At 45.9% G+C, this 26,572-nt stretch carries 21 protein-coding genes, 1 other RNA gene and 1 riboswitch; of the genes, 10 read left to right on the top strand and 12 right to left on the bottom strand.

Going from position 1 to position 26,572, the window contains the following annotated elements; genetic code table 11:
• Nucleotides 1-183 precede the first annotated feature (183 nt).
• From CLV25_RS10585 to CLV25_RS10565, 5 genes are all read left to right on the top strand, one after another.
• A complete protein-coding gene (locus CLV25_RS10585) occupies nucleotides 184-1,734 on the top strand; it encodes a glycerol-3-phosphate dehydrogenase/oxidase (protein WP_131839625.1) in 1,551 nt (516 codons plus the stop codon).
• Between the two features lie 15 nt (nucleotides 1,735-1,749).
• Nucleotides 1,750-3,099, top strand: a complete 1,350-nt coding sequence (gene glpT, locus CLV25_RS10580) for a glycerol-3-phosphate transporter (protein ID WP_131839624.1) — start codon at nucleotides 1,750-1,752, stop codon at nucleotides 3,097-3,099.
• A 217-nt stretch (nucleotides 3,100-3,316) separates the two neighbouring features.
• Nucleotides 3,317-4,768, top strand: a complete 1,452-nt coding sequence (glpK, locus tag CLV25_RS10575) for a glycerol kinase GlpK (protein ID WP_131839623.1) — start codon at nucleotides 3,317-3,319, stop codon at nucleotides 4,766-4,768.
• A gap of 100 nt (nucleotides 4,769-4,868) precedes the next feature.
• Nucleotides 4,869-5,600, top strand: coding sequence for an MIP/aquaporin family protein (locus CLV25_RS10570; protein ID WP_131839622.1), 732 nt, complete (start codon nucleotides 4,869-4,871; stop codon nucleotides 5,598-5,600).
• Nucleotides 5,601-5,915: 315 nt separating this feature from the next.
• Nucleotides 5,916-6,683 (top strand): hypothetical protein, encoded by a 768-nt coding sequence (locus tag CLV25_RS10565; protein WP_131839621.1) that lies wholly within the window; start codon nucleotides 5,916-5,918, stop codon nucleotides 6,681-6,683.
• A 271-nt stretch (nucleotides 6,684-6,954) separates the two neighbouring features.
• On the opposite strand, the gene CLV25_RS10560 is transcribed toward CLV25_RS10565, so the two are convergent.
• From CLV25_RS10560 to CLV25_RS10530, 7 genes are all read right to left on the bottom strand, one after another.
• Entirely contained in the window at nucleotides 6,955-9,204 is a 2,250-nt protein-coding gene (locus CLV25_RS10560; protein ID WP_131839620.1) for an alpha-L-rhamnosidase-related protein, read from the bottom strand.
• A 123-nt stretch (nucleotides 9,205-9,327) separates the two neighbouring features.
• Nucleotides 9,328-9,765 (bottom strand): YybH family protein, encoded by a 438-nt coding sequence (locus tag CLV25_RS10555; protein ID WP_131839619.1) that lies wholly within the window; start codon nucleotides 9,763-9,765, stop codon nucleotides 9,328-9,330.
• A gap of 251 nt (nucleotides 9,766-10,016) precedes the next feature.
• A complete protein-coding gene (locus tag CLV25_RS10550) occupies nucleotides 10,017-10,229 on the bottom strand; it encodes a hypothetical protein (protein ID WP_131839618.1) in 213 nt (70 codons plus the stop codon).
• Between the two features lie 1,026 nt (nucleotides 10,230-11,255).
• Nucleotides 11,256-12,002: a nitroreductase family protein gene (locus CLV25_RS10545; RefSeq protein WP_131839617.1), complete on the bottom strand. Its 747-nt coding sequence runs from the start codon at nucleotides 12,000-12,002 to the stop codon at nucleotides 11,256-11,258.
• A gap of 30 nt (nucleotides 12,003-12,032) precedes the next feature.
• Entirely contained in the window at nucleotides 12,033-13,172 is a 1,140-nt protein-coding gene (locus CLV25_RS10540; protein WP_207895640.1) for a glycosyltransferase, read from the bottom strand.
• 75 nt (nucleotides 13,173-13,247) lie between these two features.
• Nucleotides 13,248-14,156, bottom strand: coding sequence for a tRNA (adenosine(37)-N6)-dimethylallyltransferase MiaA (miaA, locus tag CLV25_RS10535; protein ID WP_131839616.1), 909 nt, complete (start codon nucleotides 14,154-14,156; stop codon nucleotides 13,248-13,250).
• A gap of 5 nt (nucleotides 14,157-14,161) precedes the next feature.
• Nucleotides 14,162-14,680, bottom strand: a complete 519-nt coding sequence (locus tag CLV25_RS10530; protein ID WP_131839615.1) for an IS1096 element passenger TnpR family protein — start codon at nucleotides 14,678-14,680, stop codon at nucleotides 14,162-14,164.
• Nucleotides 14,681-14,814: 134 nt separating this feature from the next.
• Here CLV25_RS10530 and CLV25_RS10525 point away from each other — a divergent pair, with 134 nt between their 5' ends.
• Nucleotides 14,815-16,065 (top strand): ABC transporter permease, encoded by a 1,251-nt coding sequence (locus CLV25_RS10525; protein ID WP_165877062.1) that lies wholly within the window; start codon nucleotides 14,815-14,817, stop codon nucleotides 16,063-16,065.
• A 65-nt stretch (nucleotides 16,066-16,130) separates the two neighbouring features.
• On the opposite strand, the gene gap is transcribed toward CLV25_RS10525, so the two are convergent.
• The 3 genes from gap to CLV25_RS10510 form a co-directional block, all read right to left on the bottom strand.
• A complete protein-coding gene (gene gap / locus CLV25_RS10520; RefSeq protein ID WP_131839613.1) occupies nucleotides 16,131-17,135 on the bottom strand; it encodes a type I glyceraldehyde-3-phosphate dehydrogenase in 1,005 nt (334 codons plus the stop codon).
• 634 nt (nucleotides 17,136-17,769) lie between these two features.
• Nucleotides 17,770-18,726, bottom strand: a complete 957-nt coding sequence (locus tag CLV25_RS10515) for a glycosyltransferase family 2 protein (protein WP_131839612.1) — start codon at nucleotides 18,724-18,726, stop codon at nucleotides 17,770-17,772.
• Between the two features lie 30 nt (nucleotides 18,727-18,756).
• Nucleotides 18,757-19,293, bottom strand: a complete 537-nt coding sequence (locus CLV25_RS10510; protein WP_131839611.1) for a DUF4199 domain-containing protein — start codon at nucleotides 19,291-19,293, stop codon at nucleotides 18,757-18,759.
• Between the two features lie 101 nt (nucleotides 19,294-19,394).
• On the opposite strand from CLV25_RS10510, the gene ffs reads away from it, so the two are divergent.
• An RNA gene (gene ffs / locus CLV25_RS10505) (signal recognition particle sRNA small type) lies at nucleotides 19,395-19,494 on the top strand.
• 112 nt (nucleotides 19,495-19,606) lie between these two features.
• Here the strand turns inward: ffs and CLV25_RS10500 are convergent.
• Together CLV25_RS10500 and CLV25_RS10495 are read right to left on the bottom strand one after the other, a co-directional pair.
• Nucleotides 19,607-20,356, bottom strand: coding sequence for an adenosylcobinamide-GDP ribazoletransferase (locus tag CLV25_RS10500; RefSeq protein ID WP_131839610.1), 750 nt, complete (start codon nucleotides 20,354-20,356; stop codon nucleotides 19,607-19,609).
• Nucleotides 20,357-20,435: 79 nt separating this feature from the next.
• Entirely contained in the window at nucleotides 20,436-20,876 is a 441-nt protein-coding gene (locus CLV25_RS10495; RefSeq protein WP_131839609.1) for a S4 domain-containing protein, read from the bottom strand.
• 377 nt (nucleotides 20,877-21,253) lie between these two features.
• Nucleotides 21,254-21,446: riboswitch (cobalamin riboswitch) on the top strand.
• Between the two features lie 114 nt (nucleotides 21,447-21,560).
• Here CLV25_RS10495 and CLV25_RS10490 point away from each other — a divergent pair.
• The 3 genes from CLV25_RS10490 to CLV25_RS10480 all read left to right on the top strand — a co-directional run bounded on the left by CLV25_RS10490 (nucleotide 21,561) and on the right by CLV25_RS10480 (nucleotide 26,251).
• Nucleotides 21,561-23,438: a TonB-dependent receptor plug domain-containing protein gene (locus tag CLV25_RS10490; RefSeq protein WP_131839608.1), complete on the top strand. Its 1,878-nt coding sequence runs from the start codon at nucleotides 21,561-21,563 to the stop codon at nucleotides 23,436-23,438.
• Nucleotides 23,439-23,491: 53 nt separating this feature from the next.
• Entirely contained in the window at nucleotides 23,492-24,553 is a 1,062-nt protein-coding gene (locus CLV25_RS10485; protein WP_131839607.1) for a DUF5074 domain-containing protein, read from the top strand.
• A gap of 762 nt (nucleotides 24,554-25,315) precedes the next feature.
• The gene (locus tag CLV25_RS10480) at nucleotides 25,316-26,251 is read left to right on the top strand and encodes a carboxypeptidase-like regulatory domain-containing protein (RefSeq protein WP_131839606.1); all 936 of its coding nucleotides are present in this window, start codon (nucleotides 25,316-25,318) and stop codon (nucleotides 26,249-26,251) included.
• Nucleotides 26,252-26,572: the final 321 nt, after the last annotated feature.

Here is a 26,572-nt window from a genome sequence, read left to right as displayed (position 1 = left end):
TATAACAATTTCTTTTATGAAAAAATTTTTTATGCCTTTTTATGAAAAAAACTTTCGTTTTGTTTTGTTTTTCATTTTTTATCCTTTCATTTGCATTTGTCATCGAAACTTTACGTAAGGTTTTAATCGTAGTTTCGGAATTATTCCGAAACATAGTAAAAAGGAAACAAAAAGGAAGCAATCATGAGAAGAGAAGAGCAGATTCATAAATTAGCGGACACAGGCATTGTTTGGGATATTGTGGTAATAGGTGGGGGAGCAACAGGTTTGGGAACAGCCCTAGATGCAGCGCTCCGTGGACTAAAGGTTTTGCTACTAGAACAAGCCGACTTTACCAAGGGAACATCGAGCCGAAGCACAAAACTTGTACACGGAGGGGTAAGATACCTCGGACAAGGCGATGTGGCATTAGTACTAGAAGCGCTACACGAACGAGGACTTCTTCTAAAAAATGCCCCACACTTGGTTAAGAACCAATCGTTCATTATACCAAACTACCGCTGGTGGGAAGGTGCATTCTATACTATAGGACTTACACTTTACGACGTTCTTGCTGGAAGGCTAAGCCTAGGACGATCGTTACATATTGGAAAGAAAAAGGCCATAAAGAAGCTTCCGCTGCTTAAGCAGAGCAGCCTTTACGGTGGCGTAATTTACCACGACGGACAGTTTGACGATTCGCGCCTTGCGGTTAACGTGGCTCAATCGTGTGTAGAAAATGGAGGTTGCGTGGTAAACTACACTAAGGTAACCGGATTGCTAAAGGATGCCAGAGGCAAGGTTGCAGGAGTTGAAGTAACAGATCTCGAAAACAATCGTAACTATAGGGTAAAAGCCAAAAGCGTAGTAAACGCAACCGGCGTATTCGTAGACTCTATAATGCAGATGGATACACCAGAAGCAAAAGATATGGTTCGTCCAAGCCAAGGGGTACACCTAGTGCTCGATAAATCGTTCCTGCAAAGCGACTATGCACTAATGATTCCAAAAACCGATGATGGACGCGTACTCTTTGCTGTGCCTTGGCACAACAAGGTTGTGGTAGGAACAACCGACACCCTCCGCGAGAAGCCAGAAATGGAGCCTCAGGCGCTGGAACAAGAGATCGAATTTATCCTAAACACTGCGGGAAGATATATGACCAAAAAGCCTACCCGTAAGGATGTGCTTTCGGTATTTGCAGGGCTTCGTCCGCTTGCTGCGCCAAAGGGTGAAGGTAAGAGCACCAAAGAAATTTCGCGAAGCCATAAGATCATTGTATCGGACAGCGGCCTGATTACCATTACCGGAGGTAAATGGACCACCTTTAGAAAGATGGCCGAAGATACCGTAGATACCGCAATCAAAAATGTAGGTATAGCCGCAAAAAAATGCGCTACCAAAACGTTTAAGATACATGGCTATAGGCCAAACCCCGATCTAAATAACCACCTATATGTTTATGGTTCGGATATGGATCAGATAATAGCGTTACCCGAATATGCTGAAAAGCTACATCCCGCTCACGAGTACCGTGCAGCAGAGGTTGTTTGGGCTGTTCGTAACGAAATGGCCCGTACGGTAGAAGATGTGCTTGCCCGTAGAGTAAGGGTTCTCTTCCTCGACGCCAAGCTCAGCATCGAAATGGCGCCAAAGGTTGCCCAAATTATGGCAAAAGAGCTGGGCAAAGATGAGCAGTGGCAAAAGCAACAGGTTGAAGCCTACACAGCTCTTGCAAACGGATTCTTAATTTAACCTAAACCAATCTTCATGTTTTCATTTCTAAAGCCTGCCGAGCATAAACCAAGGCTAAGCGCTGATAAGATAGACAGAGTCTACCATCAGCAGCGCATAAAAGTCTTTATAGGTATTTTCTTTGGTTATGCTGGCTACTATCTAGTTCGAAAGAACTTCTCCTTAGCAATGCCCGAACTGGTAAGCCAAGGATACTCTAAAGCGGATCTTGGCATCGCAATGTCAGGTGTGGCAATTGCATATGGACTAAGCAAGTTCTTGATGGGCAGCGTATCCGACCGAAGCAACGCCAAAAAGTTTCTTCCATTGGGCCTTATACTATCGGCCATTACTACCCTGTTTATGGGAACAAAAGCAGGACTATCGTCTATTGCCATTATGTTTTCCCTCCAGTTTCTCAACGGATGGTTCCAAGGCATGGGCTGGCCTCCTTGTGGAAGAGTAATGACGCACTGGTTCTCGCACAAAGAGAGAGGTACTAAGATGGCGCTTTGGAATGTAGCACATAACGTTGGCGGTGGTATTATTGGACCAATGTCAGCATTAGGTCTGCTATGGTTCGGAACGTGGCAAGCCGGGGTGTTCACATTCCCTGCGGTTGTTGCCATTGTAATAGCAATTTTTGCCTTTTTCCTCATAAAGGATACCCCTCAGTCGTGTGGCTTACCTCCTATCGAGGAGTACAAAAACGACTATCCAGCGACCTATTCCAAAAACTCAGAAAAGGAACTTACAACCAAGGAGATCTTCTTTAAGTATGTTCTAAACAACAGAGTTTTATGGTTCATCGCATTTGCCAATGCATTTGTATACCTAGTAAGGTACGGTGTGCTCGACTGGGCTCCCACCTATCTAAAAGAGGCTAAAGGATACTCGATAAAGGAAATTGGATGGGCATACTTTGCCTACGAGTGGGCCGCTATTCCTGGAACTTTGGTGTGCGGATACATAAGCGACAAGTTCTTTAAAGGTAAACGTGCAGTAACAACCATGCTATTTATGTTATTAGTAATGGCGGCTGTTTTCGTTTACTGGTTAAACCCTGCCGGACATCCTGTTGTCGATAGCCTTGCGCTAATTGCAATCGGGTTCTTAATTTATGGTCCGGTTATGCTAATTGGGGTACAAGCCCTTGACTTAGCGCCAAAGAAAGCAGCAGGCACAGCAGCCGGACTTACCGGATTCATGGGCTACATGATTGGAACATCTCTTTTGGCCAACGTTGCAATGGGCAAGGTGGTAGACACTTGGGGATGGACCGGAGGATTTACCATGCTAATTGCGGCCTGCATCCTTTCTATTGTCTTCATGGGCTTCACCTGGAAGAAAGAAAAAGAAGCAGAACTTAGAACAAACAATTCCTAGTCAATAACAACTAAAAACCTAAAAAAATGATTAAACGTCTGGTTCAACTAGGCTTTTGGGTGGGTGTCATCGCCATGACATCGTGCGAAAGCGAGCAATTTGCAGACCCAACTGCAGACTGGAAAGAAGTTGAAGTTCAACAGCTCTCCGCGGACATGCAAAAGGTGAGAGACTACGTTCCCAACAATGCAGTCAAGGTACAACCAGCTCCAGGGCGATTATCTTCGACCATTCGGGCGAAATCAAGGCCGTATCGCAAAAGCCTTTCGAGCAGCTATTCCCCAAACCCGGATGGGTAGAGCACGATCCTAACGAAATTTGGTACACCCAGGCATCGGTTGCCGCCGAGGTAGTTGCCAAAGCAGGTTTTACAGGGTTAGATATTGCTGCAATCGGCATCACCAACCAGCGCGAAACCACCATTGTGTGGGACCGCGAAACTGGATTACCCATATACAACGCCATTGTTTGGCAGGATAGGCGCACCGCTAAGTACTGCGACGAGCTAAAGGAGCAGGGACTTGCCAAAATGATTCAGGAAAAAACTGGGCTCGTATTGGACGCCTACTTCTCGGCAACCAAAGTAAAATGGATTCTCGACAATATAGACGGAGCGCGTTCGCGAGCCGAAAAAGGCAAGCTGTGCTTTGGCACGGTTGACAGCTGGCTTGTTTGGAAGTTCACCCAAGGTAAGCATCACATAACCGATGTATCGAACGCCAGCCGAACCCTCCTCTTCAACATAAACTCCATGCAGTGGGATAAGGAGCTGCTGGAGCTATTCACCATACCCGAGAGCATGCTTCCACAGGTGAAGTCGTGCAGCGAGGTATACTGCGAAACAGCAACCACCCTATTTGCAACGCATATTCCTATTGCGGGGATTGCCGGCGACCAACAGGCTGCGCTTTTCGGACAGCTTTGCCTACACGAAGGCATGGCAAAGAACACCTACGGAACCGGCTGCTTCATGATGATGAATACCGGAAACACACCCGTAAAATCGAAGAATAACCTGCTTACCACCGTTGCCTGGCAGATTGACGGCAAAACCACCTACGCCCTAGAGGGCAGCGTATTCGTTGGTGGAGCCGCCATCCAGTGGCTGCGCGATGGAGCAAAGCTTATTACCCACGCATCGGAAACCGAGGCAATGGCTACCAGCGTAGAGGATAACGGAGGCGTGTACTTCGTTCCGGCGCTTACCGGCCTTGGCGCTCCCTACTGGGACCAGTACGCCCGAGGAACCATGGTGGGCATTACCCGCGGCACCTCGCGTGAGCACATGGTACGCGCTGCGCTAGAGGCCATCGCCTTCCAGGTGTACGACGTGCTGGAGGCAATGGAGCACGACTCGGGTAAGGACTCGCACGAGCTCCGCGTTGACGGCGGCGCCGTTGCCAACAACTTCCTGATGCAGTTCCAATCCGACATCTTTGGCGGTAAGGTTATCCGCCCTAAGGTGCTCGAGACAACCGCTCTTGGAGCCGCCTACCTTGCAGGCTTGGCAGTGGGATACTGGGGAAGCACCGACGAGCTGCAAAAGCAGTGGTCTATCGACAAAGTATTTGAACCAAAAATGGACAAGCATAAGGCCGAGAAGCAGCTTAAGCAGTGGCATAAGGCTGTTGAGCGTGCCCAAAGCTGGATTGACCTGGACGAAGATTAGCATCATGCTGGCTGTGTATTTTTAATCAATGGTATCGCAGCCCAGGGCTGAAATAAGGGCTGCGATACTCTTTCAAGCTAACTTTTTAAATCGACGAAACATGAACGCACTAACCGCAGAATTCTTAGGCACAATGCTCCTTATACTAATGGGTGGTGGAGTAGTTGCCAACGTTGTACTAAAGGGAACAAAAGGTAATGGTGGAGGTTGGATTGTTATTACCACCGCTTGGGCGCTTGGCGTATTTATTGGGGTTACCGTAGCAGGGCCTTACAGCGGCGCACACCTAAACCCTGCCGTATCCATCGCGCTGGCCATTGCCGGCAAGTTTGCCTGGGCAAACGTTATGCCCTACATCGGGGCGCAAATGCTGGGCGCTGCTGCCGGAGCATTCCTGGTATGGCTATCGTATAAGGATCACTTCGATCAAACCGAGGATAAGGGTGCCAAGCTGGCCGTGTTCAGCACCGGGCCTGCCATCCGAAACTATACCGTCAACTTTATCTGCGAGGTAATCGGAACCTTTGCCCTTGTTTTTGTAATCCTATTCTTTACGGGTGCACAGATCGAAGGACCATCGGCTACCCCAATCGGGTTAGGCTCGCTGGGTGCGCTCCCCGTAACCCTCCTGGTTTGGGTAATCGGACTTTCGCTGGGTGGTACTACCGGCTACGCCATTAACCCTGCCCGCGACCTTGGCCCCCGCATTATGCACGCCATCCTTCCTATCAAGGAAAAGGGATCGAACGACTGGGCCTACTCGTGGGTTCCCGTTCTTGCGCCTATCGTAGGTGGAGCTTTGGCTGCAGCTGCCTTCATGTACCTCGTGTAGCAGTTAGGAACGCAGCTCAAACTACCAATTTATAACTTCAGAAAAGAATGATTAGCTGCTACTCCCCTCCTTGTTAAGGAGGGGTCGGCGCAGCCGGGGGTGGTTTAAGAATCTAAAAGATGTAAGTTAGCGACAACAACCTCCCCGCCCTACGGGCACCCCTCCTTGAAAAGGAGGGGAATAGCTTCGATTTCACCATTTGCTAGCCAGTAGCTCATCATTCCAGATTTAACGATCTAGACATTTTACTTAACCATCACTCGCCAAAGGCCCCTGCTTTTGGATGCAGGCTTTTTCACCCTAAATTTTCGACCTATGAAGCTATTTAAATCGATCATACTAGCGGTAGGAATGCTATCGGTGTTCCCGTTCGCACAAGCACAAGACTCGCCTGCTCAAGGCTCGCTCGACATGCACCTTCAGGTTAAGAACATGCACCTTTGGCGCGGCTACGCCGTTACCGAGGCGCCCATGACCGGGCTAAACGTGGCCTACATTAACCCCTCCAAGACCTTTAAGGTGGGCGTGTGGGGTGGTGCCGGATTCAACGGCGACTACCGCGAGTTCGACTACTACGTGGCCTACAACAAGGGTGGGTTTAAGTTCGAGGTGTGGGATATCTTCAACTTCTCGCCCGGCATGCCCACCAAGCTGTTCGACTACGACCAAAAGACGACCAGCCACTTTATCGACGTAACCCTCGGCTACCAGTTCGGCAAATCGTTTCCGCTGTACCTATCGGCTAGCACCATCGTGTACGGCAGAGACCTGGAATCGATTCCGAGCAGCCTACCCGGCGTAGGACCTCGCCTAGGCGACAACCGCTACTCCACCTACGTGCACGCCGAGTACCCAGTTTGCAACTACAACGGCTACGACCTGAAGCTGTACCTTGGCGGCGCATTTGCCCTTGCCGGACAGACGCAGAACTTCTACGCCTCCAAGAGCAACATCGTGGCTACGGGCTTCGTGGTGTCGAAGAGCCTTACCATCGGCAGCTACACCATTCCGGTATCGGCCACCGCGCTCTGGAACCCCGAGCTCAACAGCGGCAACATCCAGCTGGCCGTAGATCTATTCTAACGACTTTTGATGTAATTCCATTTTTTATTCATAAAAGCCAGATGCCGCGAGGTTTCTGGCTTTTTGGTATGTACAGAATTTAAGAATGGTTACCTAGTATTATCTCCGGGTTGCCACATTTTACCCTTCGATTACATGCTTTTTGGTGTCGGTTACAGTATCCCTGCACAAAAAATCCCCAAGAAGAATTGCACCTTCTTGGGGGTTCTAGCATATCGTTGTGCCTTTTCTGGCTTAACTTTCGGAGTAGCATCGTTCTGCTTCTTTCGTGCTACAGCTTCACCACCTTAACGTTGTCGAGCATCAGCAGGTTGATATCGCCGTTCATGTTGCGGTTGTGCCTTTCGTAGGTAAGCTTAAGGGCATTCTTTCCTCTCTTCAGATGCACTCGAACAGCGTTCGATCGGCTCCAGTCGCTCCATGCATCCTTTTCGACAATCGGGAAAACCATCGTAGCTACCTGCTTCCCGTTAACCCAAAGGGTACGAAGCGCGGCAGAGTTCCCGCAGCACATACGGTCGGTTCCATTGGAGTAGCGAAGGGTGAGCAGGTAGTCGCCCTCCTCGCCTACCGTTACAGGGATGAAAACCCTCGTATTCTTGGTAGTGGTCATCTCCACAAAACCTTTGCCGGAGAAGCTGGTATAGGGAAGTTCAGACTTAGGATTGAAGTCTTCGGCTTCGACGGTAAACGTTTTATCTTGAGGTTCTATAACAACAGGATTGCTAAGGAACGACTCGTACCCTTGCGCATCAACCGCCTTAACCTGATACTCGGTATAGCAGTCATCATTGCCAATAGCGTACGAGCTATTGGAAGTGTTTACTACCACTTTGCCGTTTCGGGTTACCGTATAGGCTACAGCGCCAGCCACGTTCTTCCACTCCAGCATTCCGGCGTTAAGCGCAACAATGGGAGTTGCAGGCGCAAAGTCTACGCTCCTTAGGTTCACCTTCGATGGGGCGAATGGCGCATTCTTCATTTTGATGCTAATGTTGAGAACGCCCGTAGCGCCACCGTCAACAAAAGGCGTCTGCTCTACCCCATTTACGGTGAACGAGGCAATCTCGTAACCAAATCCATCGACGGTTACGTTGATGGTAGCGTTGCGGTACTTAAAGTTGGTAAGCGTGTACTTCCCTGCATAGGCATGAGGGATTACAGGGGCAAAGGCAATACCGTTGGGTTCGAAGTTCATCCCCAGAATAACCTTGTAGGTCATTCCGATATTGGCGCCAACGCTCCACAGCTGGCGGTCGGAGTTGATGGCCGTTCCATGGCTATCGCCCGTTGATGCCACAAAGTTCTCCTTGTTGGTAAGGTACATGGCGGCGGCCCTATAGATGGAGGCCATGCCGTAGCTCAGCGCAGCCTCGTTCTTCACCTTTGCGGCGGCAATGTTCCAGAACGCCTGCACAAATGGCCACACGCTATTGTTATGGTATGGTCCAACCTCGGGGATTTGCGGAAAGATGCAGGTAGTGCCATACTCGGTAATGGGCGTATTCTCTACTACCAACTTTTGCCTATCGGCATCGGCCACATCGTATAGAACGGCTAGCGCCTCGCCGAGGGCCTCCGATCGAGGAGAAATCGACATAGAGTTAATGCCGTATAGGTACTGCCCGTAGTACCCCTTATCGCCCATCCACAGCTGTGCGTTGATGTTGCTCTTTACCTCATCGGCCAGCCTGCCGTACCTACCTCCCTTAATACCCAATATCGTTTCGATGCTGTTTAGTATGCTGTAGGTCTGAAAGTGTACCACTGTAGTTCCGAGGTTAGCCGAGCGGTAGATGTCAATAGGCTTCATCCACATAGGGTAGGTTTGCTCTCTCCAATCTAGGAATGAAGATTCGCCAAGCGGAAGGCTTCCGGGATAGAAGATCGTCTTAAGGTCGGCTTCTACCGTATTCTTTACTATTGGATAGATAGTTTCCAGCCATTTCCTGTCGCCCGTGTACTTATACACCTCCCAAGCGGCAAGCGCCCAGGTGTTGCGGTCGCTCGATATTGGCCACGACCCACCCGATCCGGTATCCTGAACAATATGGCCATCCTTGGTTTTGCGCATTAGCCCATTCTTTGCCACCTCCGGATCGGCAATGGCAATTCCAAGTATCGTAGCATAGCTAAGGTCGCGCGTCCAAACGCCACCCCAGCTCTTTCCGGTATCAAAGTATCCATCTTTTGTGCGAAGAAGATCCAGCTCGTTCAGCGTCATGTTATAGAGTGCATCAACCATAGGCACCGACGACTTTAGCTGCGGATAGTGGCTATTCTTTAAAACGATGGAACGCTTGTAGGCTCCTGTGGTGCTGCTAAACACGGGTTCATCGTTACCGTTGAAGGTAGAGTATAGCGTATCGCCCTTTAGAAAGGCACGATCGGCTTTCCACGTTACCATATCGGGGAAGATGGAGAAGTTGGGCGATGTAAAAATAGCCCTTTGCGACGGTTGCGAGCTGCCATTGAAGCAGGCTAAGCCGACAGCGGCAAGCAGTATAACTTTCAGCTTCATTAGAAAAGATTTTGTGCTGACTACAAATTTATACGATATCCATCGCCGCTACGATGACCTATGACGAATGGCCTACGCTAGCGGACATAAGCAACGTTTTTCTATGTAAAAGGTCGAAGATTGCTAATCCCAAACATACTTCCATTCGCCATTGGGCTGCCGCCGCCAAACGGTATGGAATATTCCTGTAGATGAAATCGGTTTTCCATCAGGGTCGATTGCCGAAAAGGTATACTTGCCATAGGTGTAGCCAAGCGTACCATCATCCGAGGCATCAACAAAATCGGGCTTCCACTGCAGCCTTACAGCAGTAACCTTGCTGCTGCGCATATGCTTTACAATGGCATCGATGCCAACCATAATTATATCGCTTCGGTTGATTACCGCATCGGGAGCCGCAAAGTGCTCGAATGCCACAGCAACACCGCTATCGGCTGCCATTTGCTGAAAGCGAGCCTCTGCTGCAAGAATCTCGGCCTTTGCCCTGTCCCTAGATGCTTGTGCAAAGGCAACGCTCACCCCACCAAGCAACAATCCGAAAACAATAACAACTCGTACCATAGAAGTATTATTAGCTTGCCTAAATATACAAAAAACAGGAGCCTGGAGTCCAGAATCCCATTCGTGTTCTTAAGTGGGATCCCCTTATATCCAATCCGGTTACCTCGTTCCCGCCAGTCTAGCCATTCTTCCCAAATGGGTTAATGGCTTTTGAGTATAGCCTTTTGCTATTCACCGATACCGAAATAATTGGGTGCAATAGAAAAGCAGCACGAGAAATCGAGCGCCTTTTTTGCTGATGTATGAAAAACCTAGCTGAAAATGTATCTACCGTTAGGGCCAACGCCAACCACATACTCCTTAACCTTGCTTCCAGTAGCGATATAACGAACCATTTTATTGTTGGCCGCTACTTTCCTGTCGGCAACCATGGCCATTACATCTCCATTCGAAGGACTAACTGCAAAACCGTAGAAGCTACCGCTAACGAAGAATCTCCTAGCTTGTATAAAAACCGATAACATTTCCTCCAAACGACGGCAGGACGCAAATAAGCCGCGGCAGATGCTGTATAAGCTCCGTCATTCGTTGTAAAAAGGGTGACATTCGGGGTATAAGGCGTTGTCAGATGGTATAAAAGTGCGATCATTCGGGGTATCAAGCCTTGGCAGATGGTATAAAAACGCTGTCATTCGGGGTATCAAGCCCTGTCAGATGGCATAAAAGTGCTGTCATTCGGGGTATCACGTCGTGTCTGATGGCATAAACGTGCTGTCATTCGGGGTATCACGTCGTGTCTGATGGCATAAACGTGCTGTCATTCGGGGTATCACGTCGTGTCTGATGGCATAAACGTGCTGTCATTCGGGGTATCACGTCGTGTCTGATGGCATAAACGTGCTGTCATTCGGGGTATCACGTCGTGTCTGATGGCATAAACGTGCTGTCATTCGGGGTATCACGTCGTGTCAGATGGTATAAACGTGCTGTCATACGGGGTATCACGTCGTGTCAGATGGTATAAACGTGCTGTCATTCGGGGTATCACGTCGTGTCAGATGGTATAAACGTGCTGTCATTCGGGGTATCAAGCCCTGTCAGATGATATAAACGTGCTGTCATTCGGGGTATCAAGCCTTGTCAGATGGCATAAACGTGCTGTCATTCGGGGTATCAAGTCCTGTCAGATTGCATAAAAATGCGATCACATGGAATAAAAATGATGGCTGATGCAATAAAAACGCTGCCACATGGGGTAAAAATTGGGGAAGATGCTATAAATGTTGAGTAAGATGCGGTGCAATGCCCTACGGCTAACGGCATAAAAGGTGGTGGAAAATGGTAGCAGCAGCATGGTTTAATAAAAAAGCCGCACGATTCCTCGTGCGGCTCTTTTGCTGATATATGAAAAAACTAGAGTAATCCCTAAACAAGATGCTAGATTTTAGACGCTGGATAACCACAGAAGATCAACTTGGACAATTCTTTAATGTCAATTTCCGGTTTACTTCAGAATAGCTTACGCCTAAATTTCGATTAGCTTCTAATGGCTACATCTCATTATTCATAAATCCCTGCTTTTTCAGAACATCGAGCAGCAGGTTAGAGATGGCAACAAAGTCCTTTTTAGTGTAACGGTTATCGGTAAACACCTGCGCAAGCGTCTCCTTCCCATTTTCCTTGAGCAGCTTAAGGGTTAAGGGTTGCGTGTCGCGCTCGGCGTAAATCCTATCGATATCCGCAGGAGTATAATCGTTGTAAACTTCGCGATGAACAACCGCCTCTAGAGGAAGCCTATCTGTAAGCTCGGGCATTTCGCTAGGATAGCCCATTACAACGGTAGTGATAGGCACAACACCTTGGGGTAATTTCAAAATATCGATGATTCTATCGGCGGTGTAGGTTGTGGTGCCAAGGTAGCAAATACCCAAGCCCTGATTCTCGGCCTCCAGGCTCACGTTCTGCGATGCCAATAGCGCATCAATAGCAGCAACTACAAAAGCATGAAAGTTATCGTATCCGGGAGCTGCCTTACGCTGCTCGCACCACTTATTGAAGCGGTTAAAGTCGGCACAGAAGGTCATCATAACCGGAGCCTTGGTTGCAGGCTGGTTGAAGTGACAGGCATTAAGCGCCTCGCGGCACTCGCTATCGGTAGTTACAACAATGCTATACACCTGCATATTCCCAGTGGTCGAAGCGCGTACGCCAGCCTCAAGAATACGGGTTAGCTTTTCCTCCTCCACCTTTTGTTCGGTGAAGTTTCTAATCGAGCGATGAGTAAATATGGTATTCATACGTTTCCTTTTTTAGGCGCTAGAGATTAGTTAAGCTTTTTTGGTTTCATCAAATATTCGCAAAATTTCGTTGGCCATGCTGCTCCACGAGTACTTTGCCTTTTCTTTTTGCGCATTATCCGACATCTCGGTTTCGCGAGCGCGTTCGTAGAAATCAACAAGCGCATCGGCAATGCTAGGAGTGTTCGGCTCTACAACGTAGCCAACTTTTCCATCAGGAATAATCTCCGACAGGCCACCAACCTTGGTTACCAGCATTGGCTTATTGAAGTGGTACCCAATTTGGGTTACCCCACTTTGAGTAGCATGCTTGTAGGGTTGAACTACGATATCGGCAGCGCAAAAGTATCGACCAACTTCAGGGTCTGGAATAAATATCGGGTAGAAGATCACCTTATCCTTCAAACCAAGACGCTCCACCTGATCGTAGTAAGGCTTGGGATCGGCATAAAACTCTCCGGCAACCAGCAGCTTTAGCTTTTTGCTCTGCAAACGAGCATCTGCGAAGGCTTCAAGCAACCAGTCTAGCCCCTTGTAGTCGCGAACCAACCCGAAAAACAGCATGTAATCGAACGAAGGGTCGAGATTTAAAAGCTTTTTAGCCTCATCCTTAGGAATGATTCGGCCAAAATTATCGAATAGAGGGTGATGACAGAAACCAACAGGTCGCTTATAGCCAAGCGTTCCCAAATCTTTCCCAACGCTGTGCGACATTACCACAAAGCCATGCGTAGAGCCTAACCAGAACTTAGAAAGCAAGCGGTCGCCAATTCTTTTTTCGTGCGGGATAATGTTATCGGCAACAGAAACAACTTTGGTATGACCGTTACTCTTGGCTATTCGTGCAATAGATCCAAAGCAGGGGGCCATAAAGGGTAACCAGTAGCGAATAAGAAGAATATCCGGCCTTCTTTTACGTATTTTCAACCCTACATTTATCCATGTAAGCGGATTAATGGAGTTAACCGCAATATCGATGTCCAGCTCGGCTGGTTTGGGTTCTGCTGTATACTGTGTTTTTCCAGGAAAAAGGAACGAAGGATACTGTAAGCTAAAGGTATAGATTTTCACGCTATGCCCCATTCGCATAAGCTCTAAAGCCAACCTGTCGTTATTGGCAGCAATACCTCCTCGAAATGGATGAGCAGGACCTACTATTACTATATCCAAAGGTTTCGTCATGTTAAATGCAATGATAGCCAGCAAAATTGGCTCTTTTTATTGAAATTGCGAAATGCAAGCACCTCAGATCTTGCTCGTCGCAGCAATGTACTCCATTATAGCGTCAAAATCGTTTGGCGAGAACCACGTAATGTCGTTATAACGATTAAACCAGGTAATCTGCCGCTTTGCATACCTCCGCGAGTTTCTTTTGATGAGATCAACAGCCTCCTGTAGCGATGTCTTTCCATCGAAATAGTCGAATAGTTCGCGATAACCAACGGTATTGAGCGCATTTAAATCTCGAAATTGGTAAAGAGAACGCGCTTCTTCGAGCAGCCCATCCTCCATCATCACATCCACTCGCCGATTTATACGTTGGTAGAGTTCCTCGCGGTCGCGCTGCAAGCCTATCTTTACAATATTAAAGCTGCGCGTCTTCTCAAAATTCTTTCGGAGAGTAGAATAAGGCACCCCTGAAATAATGCACACCTCGAGCGCCCTAATTACGCGCTGATGGTTGTTCAAATCAATTGTGCTATATGAGTCGATATCCAAACGCTTAAGCCAATCTGTCAAAACGTCCAATCCTTCGTTCTTTAAGCGTTGTATCAACATTTCGCGAGTTTCACTATTTGTTGCAGGAATGGCGTCAATCCCCAAGCAAACCGCATCAATGTATAAGCCCGATCCTCCCGACAAAATAACGTAGTCTACCTCCTTAAAAAGGTTCTCGATGACCTCTACCGCATCAAACTCGTAACGGCCGGCCGTATAGGATTCTTGAATGGAACGAGAACCTATAAAGTAATGAGGAACGGCAGCCAGCTGCTCCGGTTCAGGAACCGCAGTTCCAATTCTCATCTCCTTATATATCTGCCGCGAATCCGACGAAACGATAGGGGCATTTAACGCCTTGGCAATGCTAATGCTCAAATCGGTTTTGCCGACAGCCGTTGGACCTATCAGCACAACCAGAGTTTTTTTACCCATTAGCACTAAAAATCATCGTCCGAATGCTCGTTGTAATCCTCATACGATTCGAAATCGTTGAAGTCCTCCATCACATCATCGTAGATAGAGTCTTCTTCGCTTGCGTTCTCAATTTGGAAAGGAGGCTCACCCACAGAATAGGTAATAATTGGGTACTTCACGCTTGGGTCTAGCTTTTTATGCTCAAGTACTTCAAGAAAGAGGCTTCTGTCGTTGTAAATATCAAACGTATAGAGCAAACGCTGATTTTTTTCCTTTACAACCTCCTTTAATGTTACTACATCCATAGGAACAGGAGCATCTTCCATGTCATCAGCCTCTTCTCCTATCTCAAAAAGGGTGTACTCACGAAGCTTATTCCACTCATGATCTACCGAAAAGAATGAGGCCATTTGCGAAGAATCGAAGTTCAGGTCGGACTGTATAAGCTGGTGAAGATCAAAAAGGGTATTCTCTTCAGATATTTCGTAATCACGAGCAAAGCTATCCACATCGCCTGACAATGCTCTGAATTTAAAAACCATATAAAAGATTTTAGTCGTTAATTATTCCCCAAAAATAAAAAATATAGAATGAACAAAGCCACTATTGCAAAAGCTTTGTTTTACTAATGATTTTTGTACATTTAGAAAAATATATAAGTAAAAACCGATTGAATATGCGAGCAGGAGCATTTGTACACGAAAACCTCCGAATATCATGGCTTTCCATAAGGTCGAACCCGCTAAGAACAATCCTTACCATTGTTATTATTGCAATCGGACTTATGGCCTTGGTTGGTATCACAACAGCTATAGATTCTATAAAAAGTTCCATCACCAGCACCTTTTCTATGATGGGGGCCAATTCCTTTACCATAACAAGCCGCGACTTTAACATACGCGTAGGTGGTGATTCTCGAGGACGCGTAAGGAACAATCCCAATGTCTCGTACAATGAAGCAATCCAATTCAAGGAAAGATACGAGATGCCTTCGAACATCAGCATCTACATGCGAATAGGTGGAGCCAGAATTATTCGAGGAAATGGTAACGAAACGAATCCCAACAACACCATTGTTTCCGCAGATGAAAACTTTATAACCAACTCTGGATATGAGATGGAGAAAGGGCGAGGAATAGTTCGATCGGAGGTAGAGAACCTAAACCACGTGGCGGTGATTGGTCAAGATATTGCAAAAAAGCTATTCCCGAAAAAAACCGATGCCACAGGGGAAATTATCAATACTGTAGGCGGGAAATATAGGGTAGTAGGAGTCCTTAAAAGCAAAGGAGGAATGATGGGCGGAGGTACAGACCGAATGGTTATTATACCTGTCACCATAGGCAAAACGCTGCGCGCTCGCGAGCAATCCTCCTTCTCCATATTGGTCATGCCAAGAAACCCAATGCACTTTAAGGAAGCTCCAAAGCAAGCCGAAGGGCTATTCCGATCCATTCGAAAGCTCAGAGCTACAGATCCATCGGATTTCAACATCATAAAAAGCGATGCAATAGCAAAAGTTCTTATCGAAAATCTAAAGTACGTTACCTATGCGGCTACCCTCATCGGCTTTATAACCCTGCTTGGTGCTGCCGTTGGCCTAATGAACATTATGCTTGTTGCAGTTGCAGAAAAAACGCAGGAGATAGGGGTTCGAAAAGCCATAGGAGCAAAATCTAAAAACATCAAGCAGCAGTTCCTTTTCGAATCGATTATGATATGCCAAATGGGGGGGATGCTGGGTATTATACTAGGTGTTTTAATTGGCAACGTAATATCATCATTAATAGGGAGTCCTTTTATTGTTCCCTGGGGATGGATTGCCATTGGGATTCTGCTAAGTTTTGGGGTAGGTTTAGCCTCTGGATACCTTCCCGCCGTAAAGGCAGCACGACTTGATCCAATTGAAGCCCTGAGGTACGAATAGATAGAAAAGCTCTAAAAATAAAAAGGCCGACAATTGTCGGCCTTTTTATTTTATATAGTACTAGACTATTTTACAGTGCTCATGTGGGCGATAAGGTCAAGAACCTTGTTTGAATAACCCCACTCGTTATCGTACCAAGATACTAGCTTAACAAAGTTAGGGTTAAGCATGATACCAGCCTCAGCATCGAAGATAGAGGTGCGTGGATCAGAAATAAAGTCGGTAGATACAACAGCATCTTCAGTGTATCCTAGAATACCCTTCAACTCGTTCTCAGAAGCAGCCTTAACAGCAGCCTTGATTTCGTCGTAGGTTGCAGCCTTCTCGATACGGCAAGTTAGGTCAACAACAGATACGTCAAGAGTTGGAACGCGGAAAGACATACCAGTAAGCTTACCCTTAAGTTCAGGGATAACTTTAGTAGCAGCCTTTGCAGCACCAGTTGATGATGGGATAATATTGCCATTAGCAGCACGACCACCTCTCCAATCCTTAGCAGATGGAGCATCTACAGTCTTTTGAGTGTTGGTAGTAGCGTGAACTGTAGTCATAAGACCCTCAATAATACCAAACTTATCGTTGATAACCTTAGCAAGAGGAGCTAAGCAGTTAGTAGTACAAGATGCGTTTGATACGAATTGCTCACCCTTGTAGGTTGTGTGGTTAACACCCATAACGAACATTGGGGTATCGTCCTTTGATGGAGCAGACATTACAACACGCTTTGCACCACCTTCGATGTGAGCTTGGCAAGCGTCCTTGGTAAGGAACAAACCTGTAGACTCAATAACATACTCTGCACCTACAGCACCCCAGTTAATATCGGCTGGGTTCTTGCAAGCTGTTACACGGATAGCGTTACCATTAACGATAAGCTGTCCATCTTTTACTTCTACAGTGCCATCAAAACGACCGTGAACAGAGTCGTACTTTAGCATGTAGGCCATGTATTCAACATCGATAAGGTCGTTGATTGCAACAACTTCCATATCATTACGCTTTTGTGCAGCACGGAATGCTAAGCGTCCGATTCTTCCGAATCCGTTGATACCAACTTTGATTTTAGCCATAGCTTAAATGTTATAATGAAATAAATTGCTGTTTATCGATTCACAAAGATAGCAAATTAGAGGATACATCAACCCCCAACAAACAGCCCAACAATTGTAATAGTATAAAATATTACTAATTTACATTGTTGATCTTAAAAATCTTAGATGATTCAAACGACAGCCAGCCAACTAAAACGCCCTCCCTTAAGGGCTTGTAAGAATTCCCCTGAAAAGTTACACTAGAAAGGTCAAAGAAATACTACCTCCGATTTGGTGCTTGTGGGTATGCAGGACAAGGCTTTGAAGAACTTGCACATGACGACACAACTCCAGATAAAACAACCAATGCTAGCAGAACAACTAGTAACTTCTTCATTATTATCATGTTTTTAGTACAAAAAAACTCGTTAACTAATACTGCGAATCTAGTATTTATCTGGCGATCTTTAAAATTATCCCCAAACAATTTTAAAGATAAAATTTTTTTTTCAGAAATGGGGGGAAGTATAGGAATTTAGATGACCGCTAAAAAAAGGGAAGTGATACTAATCTTTTAAGAAAGCTTCAAAACAGCATCCTCTTTCCAGGTAGAAAAGAGACGCTGTCAACAAAAAAGGAGCCCTTGCTAAGGGCTCCTTTTTTACATTTTATCTTACAATCTTTTGTCTATTTGGTAGCTATTACGCTCACTAGAACTTCTTGAAACCAATTCTCCAAGAAAACCTGTAAGAAAGAGCTGCACTCCTATAATAACCAATGTTAGCGAAATGTAGAATAGAGGCTGGTCCGTAACTTCTCTTACCTTCATATGGTTGGCTAGATGGTATATCTTTTCGCCAATCATAAATCCGGATAAGATACCTCCCACTAAAAAGGTTATTATGCCAAGTGTTCCAAAAAAGTGCATTGGCTTTTTACCGAATTTAGACACAAACACAACTGAGAGCAGATCCAAGAACCCATGAATAAAACGCTCCCAACCAAACTTTGTGACGCCATACTTTCGAGCCTGATGCTCTACCACTTTCTCTCCAATTCGCTTAAAGCCAGCCTGCTTTGCAAGAACGGGAATATAGCGGTGCATCTCTCCATAGACTTCAATGCTCTTAATAACTCTACGTCGATACGCCTTAAGCCCACAGTTAAAATCGTTGAGCTTAATGCCGCTAACCAAACGAGCTGTGGCGTTAAAGAACTTGCTAGGAAGCCTCTTCCCGATGGGATCGTAGCGCTTTTGCTTCCAACCCGACACAAGGTCGTACTTTTCTTCAACTATCATTCGGTAAAGCTCAGGGATCTCGTTAGGGCTATCCTGCAAATCGGCATCCATGGTAATCACCACATCGCCTTGAGCCGCATCGAATCCTGAATATAGCGCAGCCGATTTCCCATAGTTGCGAAGAAAACTAATTCCTCTAACAAAGGAATACTTTGAGGCCAACTCTTCAACAACACTCCAAGAGTCATCGGTACTTCCATCGTCGACCATAATTACCTCGAAAGAGAAGCCGTTGGCTTTCATAACCCTATCAATCCACTCTGCCAATTCGGGGAGCGACTCCTCCTCGTTGTACAACGGAACTACTACCGAAATATCTAACTTACTCATTAGTCAAATTTTACCCTTAAAACTCTGTTCCTAAAAAACAGGTGCACTTTTCTTTACAAATAAAGGTGCAAATAGGATAATTAGCAAGTTAAAAATCAAAATAGACTTAAGCTGTGAAACCAAGAAGGCTCCGACTTCCTTAGCCTTCATTATTTCATCAATGGCCTCGTCAACCTGCGCTTGAGGAACATTCTGAGCTTCCATAAAGTTTTGCATTCTTACCGCCATGTTATCAATGTACGATGGATCTATAACATACTGGTAAAAGGCGCTGAAAACGGAGGAGATTATGCTTGCCACTAACCCCACTACCAGGGTGTACACCAGCGCATCGGCATACTTCATCCTGTTATCGAGCTTTTCTTTACGATACTTGATCGAAAGAACCACTACCAAAATGTAAGTCAAAATAAAAGAAAGAATACCCAATACCCCCATCATTATAAATGAAGGATTCATTACAAAGATCAGGACAGCAATGACAATTGGAACTAATGACACGTAAACACCATTCATTGATGCCGATTTAAGCATCTCTGATGTCGATACCTTTACTTCTTCTTCCATAAGTTTGCGTTTAATGGTTAATGATTGTCAAAGATAGCAGTTTTGGCGAATGCCTGCATATTTTATTTGGCTTCTTCGGATTTTGTTGTACTTTTGTGCCCGGGTAAGTCTTACACGACCAGCTCCTGCTGAATCCCCCCAGGACCGGAAGGTAGCAAGGGTAAGCGGTTGTAGCGGTGCGATGTAAGTAGCTTACCCTTTTTTGCGTTTATACCCAAACGCAACGATACGCGAGCATTAAACTATTCAATAAAAAGGCCTCGAAGAAGCATTCTTCGAGGCCTTTTAGCATTAATGCTTTTACGAGACCTATCTATACATTAGGAATTGCTGAAACACCTAAGTAAAATGCGATCAGGCAAAACTGCTGAGTTGCCAAACACTCCTCAAAGTTAACTCCGCCCCTAAATCGTTTAAAGAAAATCTCCATAATAATACGAACGGCAACCAGAGGTATAATCGCAAACCAAATTTTCAACTTAAGCGTTAGCAAAAATGGAAGAGTTCCTGTAGCCAGAACAATAAGCCAGCCATCTATACCCAACTTACTAAAAGCCGGGGCGGCATCGTATCCTTCCTTTGGCCGTAGGTACCTATTGGTATCTATTAATGTAATGGTTGCCAAGCGCGATAAGCTTTCGCCCGAAAGGATAATCCAAGGAACCAAAGCGGGGCTTAGCTCTTGCAGTATTGCAAACTGAAGTATCAGCGCTAGCGCAACACCAAGAATACCTTGTATGCCAATTTGCTTATCGGTCCTATTTTTAACGTAGAAGCGTTGCCCATGCCTACCTCCTAGGTTATCGAAGAAATAGGCTAAGCCTCCTTCCTGCAAACCTCCTGTCAAAAAAACAGAAAAGGTTAACGCAATGGCAACCGTAACGGGTTGGGTAAATAGGAAATCGACCAAGTAGAATACCAGCGCAACAAGCCCACCAACAATCCATCCTACAATAGCATAAAATGGAGCGGTTCTCCCGTATTCCACATGGGAGATTGACATCCATCGTGCAATAGGAATTCGGGTGAACAGAGATATCGTTGCAGCAATTCTTCGAAACATTATTAATGCAGACTTTGGGCTTAGCGGTGATATTTCACACAAACTTATGAAATGAAAAGCGAAGAGTACAGGTTGTTGGCTACTTTTTGCGGCTAGAGAACCATTTTTTTGCAGCACCTACCTTCTTTTCGGGCTTTGTTGATGCTCTTTCTTTTGAATCAGCCTTTTTAACGAGACCTGTTTTACCCGACTGCTTACCTCCCTTAGGCGCTCGCTCATATTCCTTTTCTGCCGGAACTGGTTTGGACTTTTTTTCCTCTGTCCCTAGGTTTCGACCTATACGTTTAGAGCGAAATTCGGGCTGTTTCTTTTCTGCCACAACCTTTTCAACAAATCGAAGCGGCTCTCCGTCAATTCGAATAAAGTCTGTTTTAAAAGCTTTATCGCCCACTTCTGCGGTATGTCCATTAACGGTAACGCGTTCTTGCGCAATATACTCGTCGGCCTCTCGACGCGAACAAAACCCAGCGTCGCTAATTAGCTTATTAAGGCGAACGGCATCCTTTTTACGTTGTTGCATAAAATTTGATGTTGAAAGATGCAGTAGTTATACATCCAGCCACGAAGTTAGCTATTTCTGCCAACATACTCCAAACGCCTTACATCTAGCGTTAATCGATTGTCGTAGGATTGTTACAGAAGGATACAATAGCATGGCTAGCTCATGCCTAAGCTTAGAAACAAAAGGTGCAGAGATAGTGGATAATCCATTCACTCCGCACCTGTTTCTGAATAAGGCATTTTGCAAAAATATTCTTTTACCGATTGTAGCAAACATTATTGCAAAAAAAAATTAACATGATACGGTTAGCATTTAGCAAAAGCCGAAAAGTGGGGCACTTTTAGGAAATCTGAAAAGAAAAAAGCTAATTCGCCTTTGAGTACATAAATTAAGCCTATCTTTGCGCCAGTTTTGGTTTCCGCCATATGCGGGGCGAAAAGGGAATCGGGTGAAAATCCCGAGCAGTTACCGCTGCTGTAAGTTCTACCAAAACCTTTTATCACCATCCAAATGCCACTGTCCGGTTGGGACGGGAAGGCCGATAAAAGGGGAACAAGCCAGAAGACCTGCCAGAACGTGAACATTTATAGCTTTCGGATAAAGGGCTTGGTGTAATTCTTTTACATTGCTTACAGCATCACATCTTTTTATTCGCAGGTTTTAAATGGTTGAATCGCTAACGATTTTGATCATTTGTAAAACATGTTACTTAACGTTCTTCTTTTTAGCGCGCTTTCCATTCCAGGGAATCTTCCTGAGGAAAGGCCCATTGCGGATACCATACACCTTAAAGAGGTAGTGGTAAGCAGCAAACTTAAGCGCTACACGTCGGGGCTATCGCTAAAAATAGTTTCGCCAACCGAACTTCGGCAGAACAGCAGCATGCTACTCTCCGAACTGCTTACCAGCCAAGCTGCGGTTACGGTAAACAGCTACAGTCCGGGAGGGACCTCGAACGTGTCGATGCGCGGATTAAACTCTTCGCATACGGCCGTGCTCTGGAACGGCATCAACCTGCAGAGCACCATGAACGCCGGGGTTAACTTCGGAAGCATCCCTACCTTCTTTGTAGATCAAGTGGTGGTACAGCAGGGCGGAAACGGCGCGCTGTTTGGCAGCGGTGCCATTGGCGGAGTTATTCACCTGGACAACACCCTGAATCTTGGCGAAGGGCATAGCGGCGAGGTGATGCAGTCGGTAGGTAGCTACGGCCTTTCGTACACCGGAGCCAAGCACACCTACAGCGGCTCTAAAATGGCGCTATCCACCCGACTATTCTACACCGAAGCCGAGAACGACTACAAAGTTAACAGCAGCGACAACCGCGATAGGCAGATAAACGCCCGCTACTCCAAGGGCGGAATCATGGAAACCGGAACATTTGCGCTTACTGGCAACGACAAGCTGGTGGTATCGGTTTGGGGACAGGACGGATACAACCAGTACCCCCCGATGGTGAGCAACACCATGAGCAGCGAATACGACTACAACCGTTTTCTTAGAGCAGCAGCGCAATGGCAAGCTACGCGCCATCGGGTTCGCTTCAACGTAAAGTCGGCACTCTTTAACGACTGGCAGAAATACCGCAATCCGGGCATAGAACGATCGAATCACCATACCACACAGGGACAGCTGGAGGGCGAAGCCATTGTGACCCTTAGCGCGGGCAGCACGCTGGAGGGCGGTATAAACGCATCGTACGAGAGAGCCTCCTCTACCAACTATCCTGACGCCAAAGAGCGATACCGACCTGCCGGTGTGCTTGGATATCGCTTCCGCACCAGCAATGGTGGGTTCGAGGCATTTGCAAGCATTCGGCAGGAGCTTATAAATGGCGATGCATCGCCTATGACTTGGTCGGTAGGTTTACAAAAAAGGCTACTACCTGGGCTACAGCTAAGGGGGAACGTATCGCGAAACTACCGAGTGCCTTCGTTTAACGATCTGTACTGGACGGGATGGGGAAATCCGGATCTGAAACCGGAAGACGGCTACGGCGAAGAGCTGGGGCTGGACTACCTGTACATGAAGAAAGGGTTCTTGCTTTCGGTAAAGACGGCTGCATTCAACAACAACGTCGACAACTGGATTCTGTGGATGCCAAGCGGGTCGATCTGGACTCCTCAAAACGTGAAGTCGGTATGGTCGAGAGGTGCCGAGGCCAACATTACGGCCAAGCAGCAGCTGAATCGTACCACGCTGGGGGTGGATCTCTCGGGGCTGTTTACGCGATCGACCGATCAGACCTCGGGATCGGCTGTAAAAGGACAGCAGCTTCCGTACAAGCCGAAATACAAAGGAAGCGCCGCTATTTACCTTCAAACAAAGTGGTATAGCATCCGGTACGCACATTCGTATACGGGTAGGCGCTACTACATCAGCAACACCGACTGGCTGAATCCGTACAGCATAGGCTCGGTTGTGGTTGAAGCACAGATGCACTTTAGCTGGGGCGGTATGCGACCATTCGCACGGATAGATAACATCTGGAACAGGGACTACCAAATGGTAAAAGGCTACGCGCTACCGCTAAGAACCTTCCAAGCCGGAGTATCCGTAAGCTTTGGAAAGCAGAGGTAGCCTCAGCATATACCGACAATAGAAGTAATCAACAATAAACCAACAATAGAAACATGAAAAAGCTACTTTACGCGGCCCTTCTGCTAGGTGCTGCAATACAGTTTACAGCTTGCGATGATGATGATTCGCCTGCAAAACCTAAGCAACGCTACGACCTTACCCAAGGAATGGTGATCGTCAACGAGGGAAGCTTCGGAAAGAATGAGGCATCGATTTCGCTCTACTACACCAACGGCGATAGCCTTGCCAACGACGTTTACTATAAGGTGAACAAGGAGGAGTTGGGTGACGTACTCCAAAGTATTGCGGTGGCAGATACTTCAGCCTATTTAGTTCTCAACGGATCGAACAAGATAGTTGCCGTAAGCAAGTACTCCTGCAAGAAATACGCTATGATTCCAGTAGAAGGTCCTCGCTATATGGTTGTAAATGGAAAAACAGGCTATGTAAGCGCTTGGAAAAATGATGAGATAGCTATAGTTAATCTTAAAGAGAATAAGGTTACGGGGTCTATTAAAGTAGGATCTGATCCAGAAGGAATGGTTATTTATAATAATAAGCTTTATGTAGCCAATAGCGCTGGAAGCGGTGGTAAAAATAACACCATATCGGTTATCAATCTTAGCAACAACACCATTGAAAGAACCATTAATGTAGCAGATTCTCCTAAAGCATTTGTGGTAGATAAGACAGGAGTAGTATGGGTTGTATGCGCAGGCTATACCGATTGGACAAATTCAGCAAATAGCACTAAAGGTGCTATTTGCAAGATTAATCCATCTAATTATGAAGTTACTAAAATTAACATAGAAGGCTTTAATCCTGATAGACTTCAGATAAGCAGCACCAAGGATAAGCTTTACTATATAGGAAGCTATGGAGCACCCGGTATCTTCCAAATGGACATTGCGGCAGCTGCGGCTCCAACAAAGCCATTCATTAGTGGCGATTTTTATGGATTAGCCATCAATCCTTCTAATGGTGAAATAATGGCTATGACTGCTCCTTATACCTCTCTTACCCACAAGATGATTCGTTACAATAGTACCAATGGCGAGAAAATAAAAGAGTACAATGTTGGTATTTATCCTAACGGCGGATACTTCTTCAACTAGTTTTTTCATACATCAGCAAAAGAGCCGCACGAGGAATCGTGCGGCTTTTTTATGAAACCATGCTGCTGCTACGAGACTGTTCATGCAACTGTGTCTGCAAAATGATAACGTTAACTTTGCAGACACAGTTGCATGAACAGTCTCAATATAGAAGGTACAATTCCATAAATATACCCCATCTGTCACCATTTTTACCCCATGTGACAATGCTTTTATTACATCTGTCACCATTTTTATCGCGTGTGACAGCACTTTTACTACAGATGACGGAGCTTTTATTGCATATGACAAGACCTTATACCCCGAATGCCACCATTTTTATTGCATCTGTCGTCATTTTTAATCCATGTAACAGCACTTTTATGCCATCTGACAAGGCTTGAGACCCCGAATGATTGCATTTTTATACTATATGACAAGATTTAAAACTTCGAATGACAGCGTTTTTATATTGCATGATACCATTACCACCCCGTGTAATAGTTTTTATATAATTTTTTCCATAGCTATTTTCGAGTCTGCTGTTACTTTAGAGATATGCTATAGGCTTTATACCTTCGAAGTGTATCCTTTTATATAATTAGCAGCAGTCCGTTCCCCTGTACAATACTATTTTACCCATTCAGAACGCCTCTTCCCCCCTTGTACATTCTCACATAATTAATGTTTGTTATATTTTACTATCCGTAGTAAATATCAATATAAATTTATTTGTATTTTTAATTTGTTAACGTTTAAAAAGCCACTAAAAGTTGAATAGCAATGAACAGCAAGCAAGAAACCAAGTATGTAATGGAGCAGTCTACCCGCGATTTCTTAGGTAGAAACAAGGAAATTACCGATAAGCTTCCAACATTTAACGTTCTCTTCCCTCGGTTTACCAGCAATCTCCAGCAAATTGGGGACATATGCGGGTTAAAGGTGGCCGACAAAACAGGAACGGCTGTAAAAAAGGAGCAGCTACGTACCAGCCTAGCTACAAAAGCCTTTGGCATTGCCATCAAAACCGAAGCTTACGCTAAGATTAACGGTAATCCCGTGCTGGCAGCAGAAGTACACTTCACCGAATCGGAGCTGCTGCATGCACCCGACTCCAAGCTCATCGATAAGGCAAACCTTATTTACATAAAGGCAAATGCCAATATCAGTAAGCTGGCCGAATACGGTGTAACGCCCGAAATGCTAACAGAGCTTAAGGATGCAACTACGCTCTTTAACAACGAAATCCCATCGATGCGCATCGAAAGAAACGAATCGAAGGCTGCCACCCATCAGCTGAACCGAATCTTTACGGAGAATGACGAAATTCTCGAGAAGATCGATCTTTTAGTTGAAGTTGTTCGCACCACTCATCCTGAGTTTTACAGCCAGTACAAGAGCATCCGCAAGGTTCAGGGCAAGAAATCAACGACGCTATCGCTGACAACAAAGATCGTAAGCGCCTCCAATGGCGAACCCATAAAGGGTGCAAAGGCAACCTTCTTTGCTGCATCAAAAGCAGCAGTAGCATCGGCAACAAAAGAATCTAAACCCATCGTAAAGAAAACTGCCGAAAAGGGCATCTTTAAGGTTAAGAGCTTACCCGAAGGAACCTATACCGTTATAATTGAGAAGTCAGGGTATGCAACCATTACCGAAACCGTAAGCATATCGGATAATGAAATGACAACGCTGGATATAAAAATGGATAAGAACTAACCATAAACGAAAAAGCCTCCGCAAATGCGGAGGCTATCTTTTTTAACGTGCGCTCGATATAACGTACAATATTACCCATAGTATCATCCCGTGCTTGTCACGGAAACTTTAGTTCGGCGTAGCCAATCTAAAATCTAGTCCGAAGGACTTCTTTCTACAATTCCAAATTTATTATAGACCATAAAAGACCTTCGGTCTACTATTTAGATGCCGGGACAAGCTATTGCCGTCAGATACTATGATTAAATCCAAGGATTACGATCATTTTTTTATCTTTGCAGCAACCAAAAGAAGGCTAAAGCCGATTCGTTAGGCCGAAGT

This window comes from Acetobacteroides hydrogenigenes (assembly GCF_004340205.1).
GTDB classification, from domain to species: domain Bacteria; phylum Bacteroidota; class Bacteroidia; order Bacteroidales; family ZOR0009; genus Acetobacteroides; species Acetobacteroides hydrogenigenes.
This window is presented reverse-complemented; position numbering and strand designations above follow the sequence as displayed.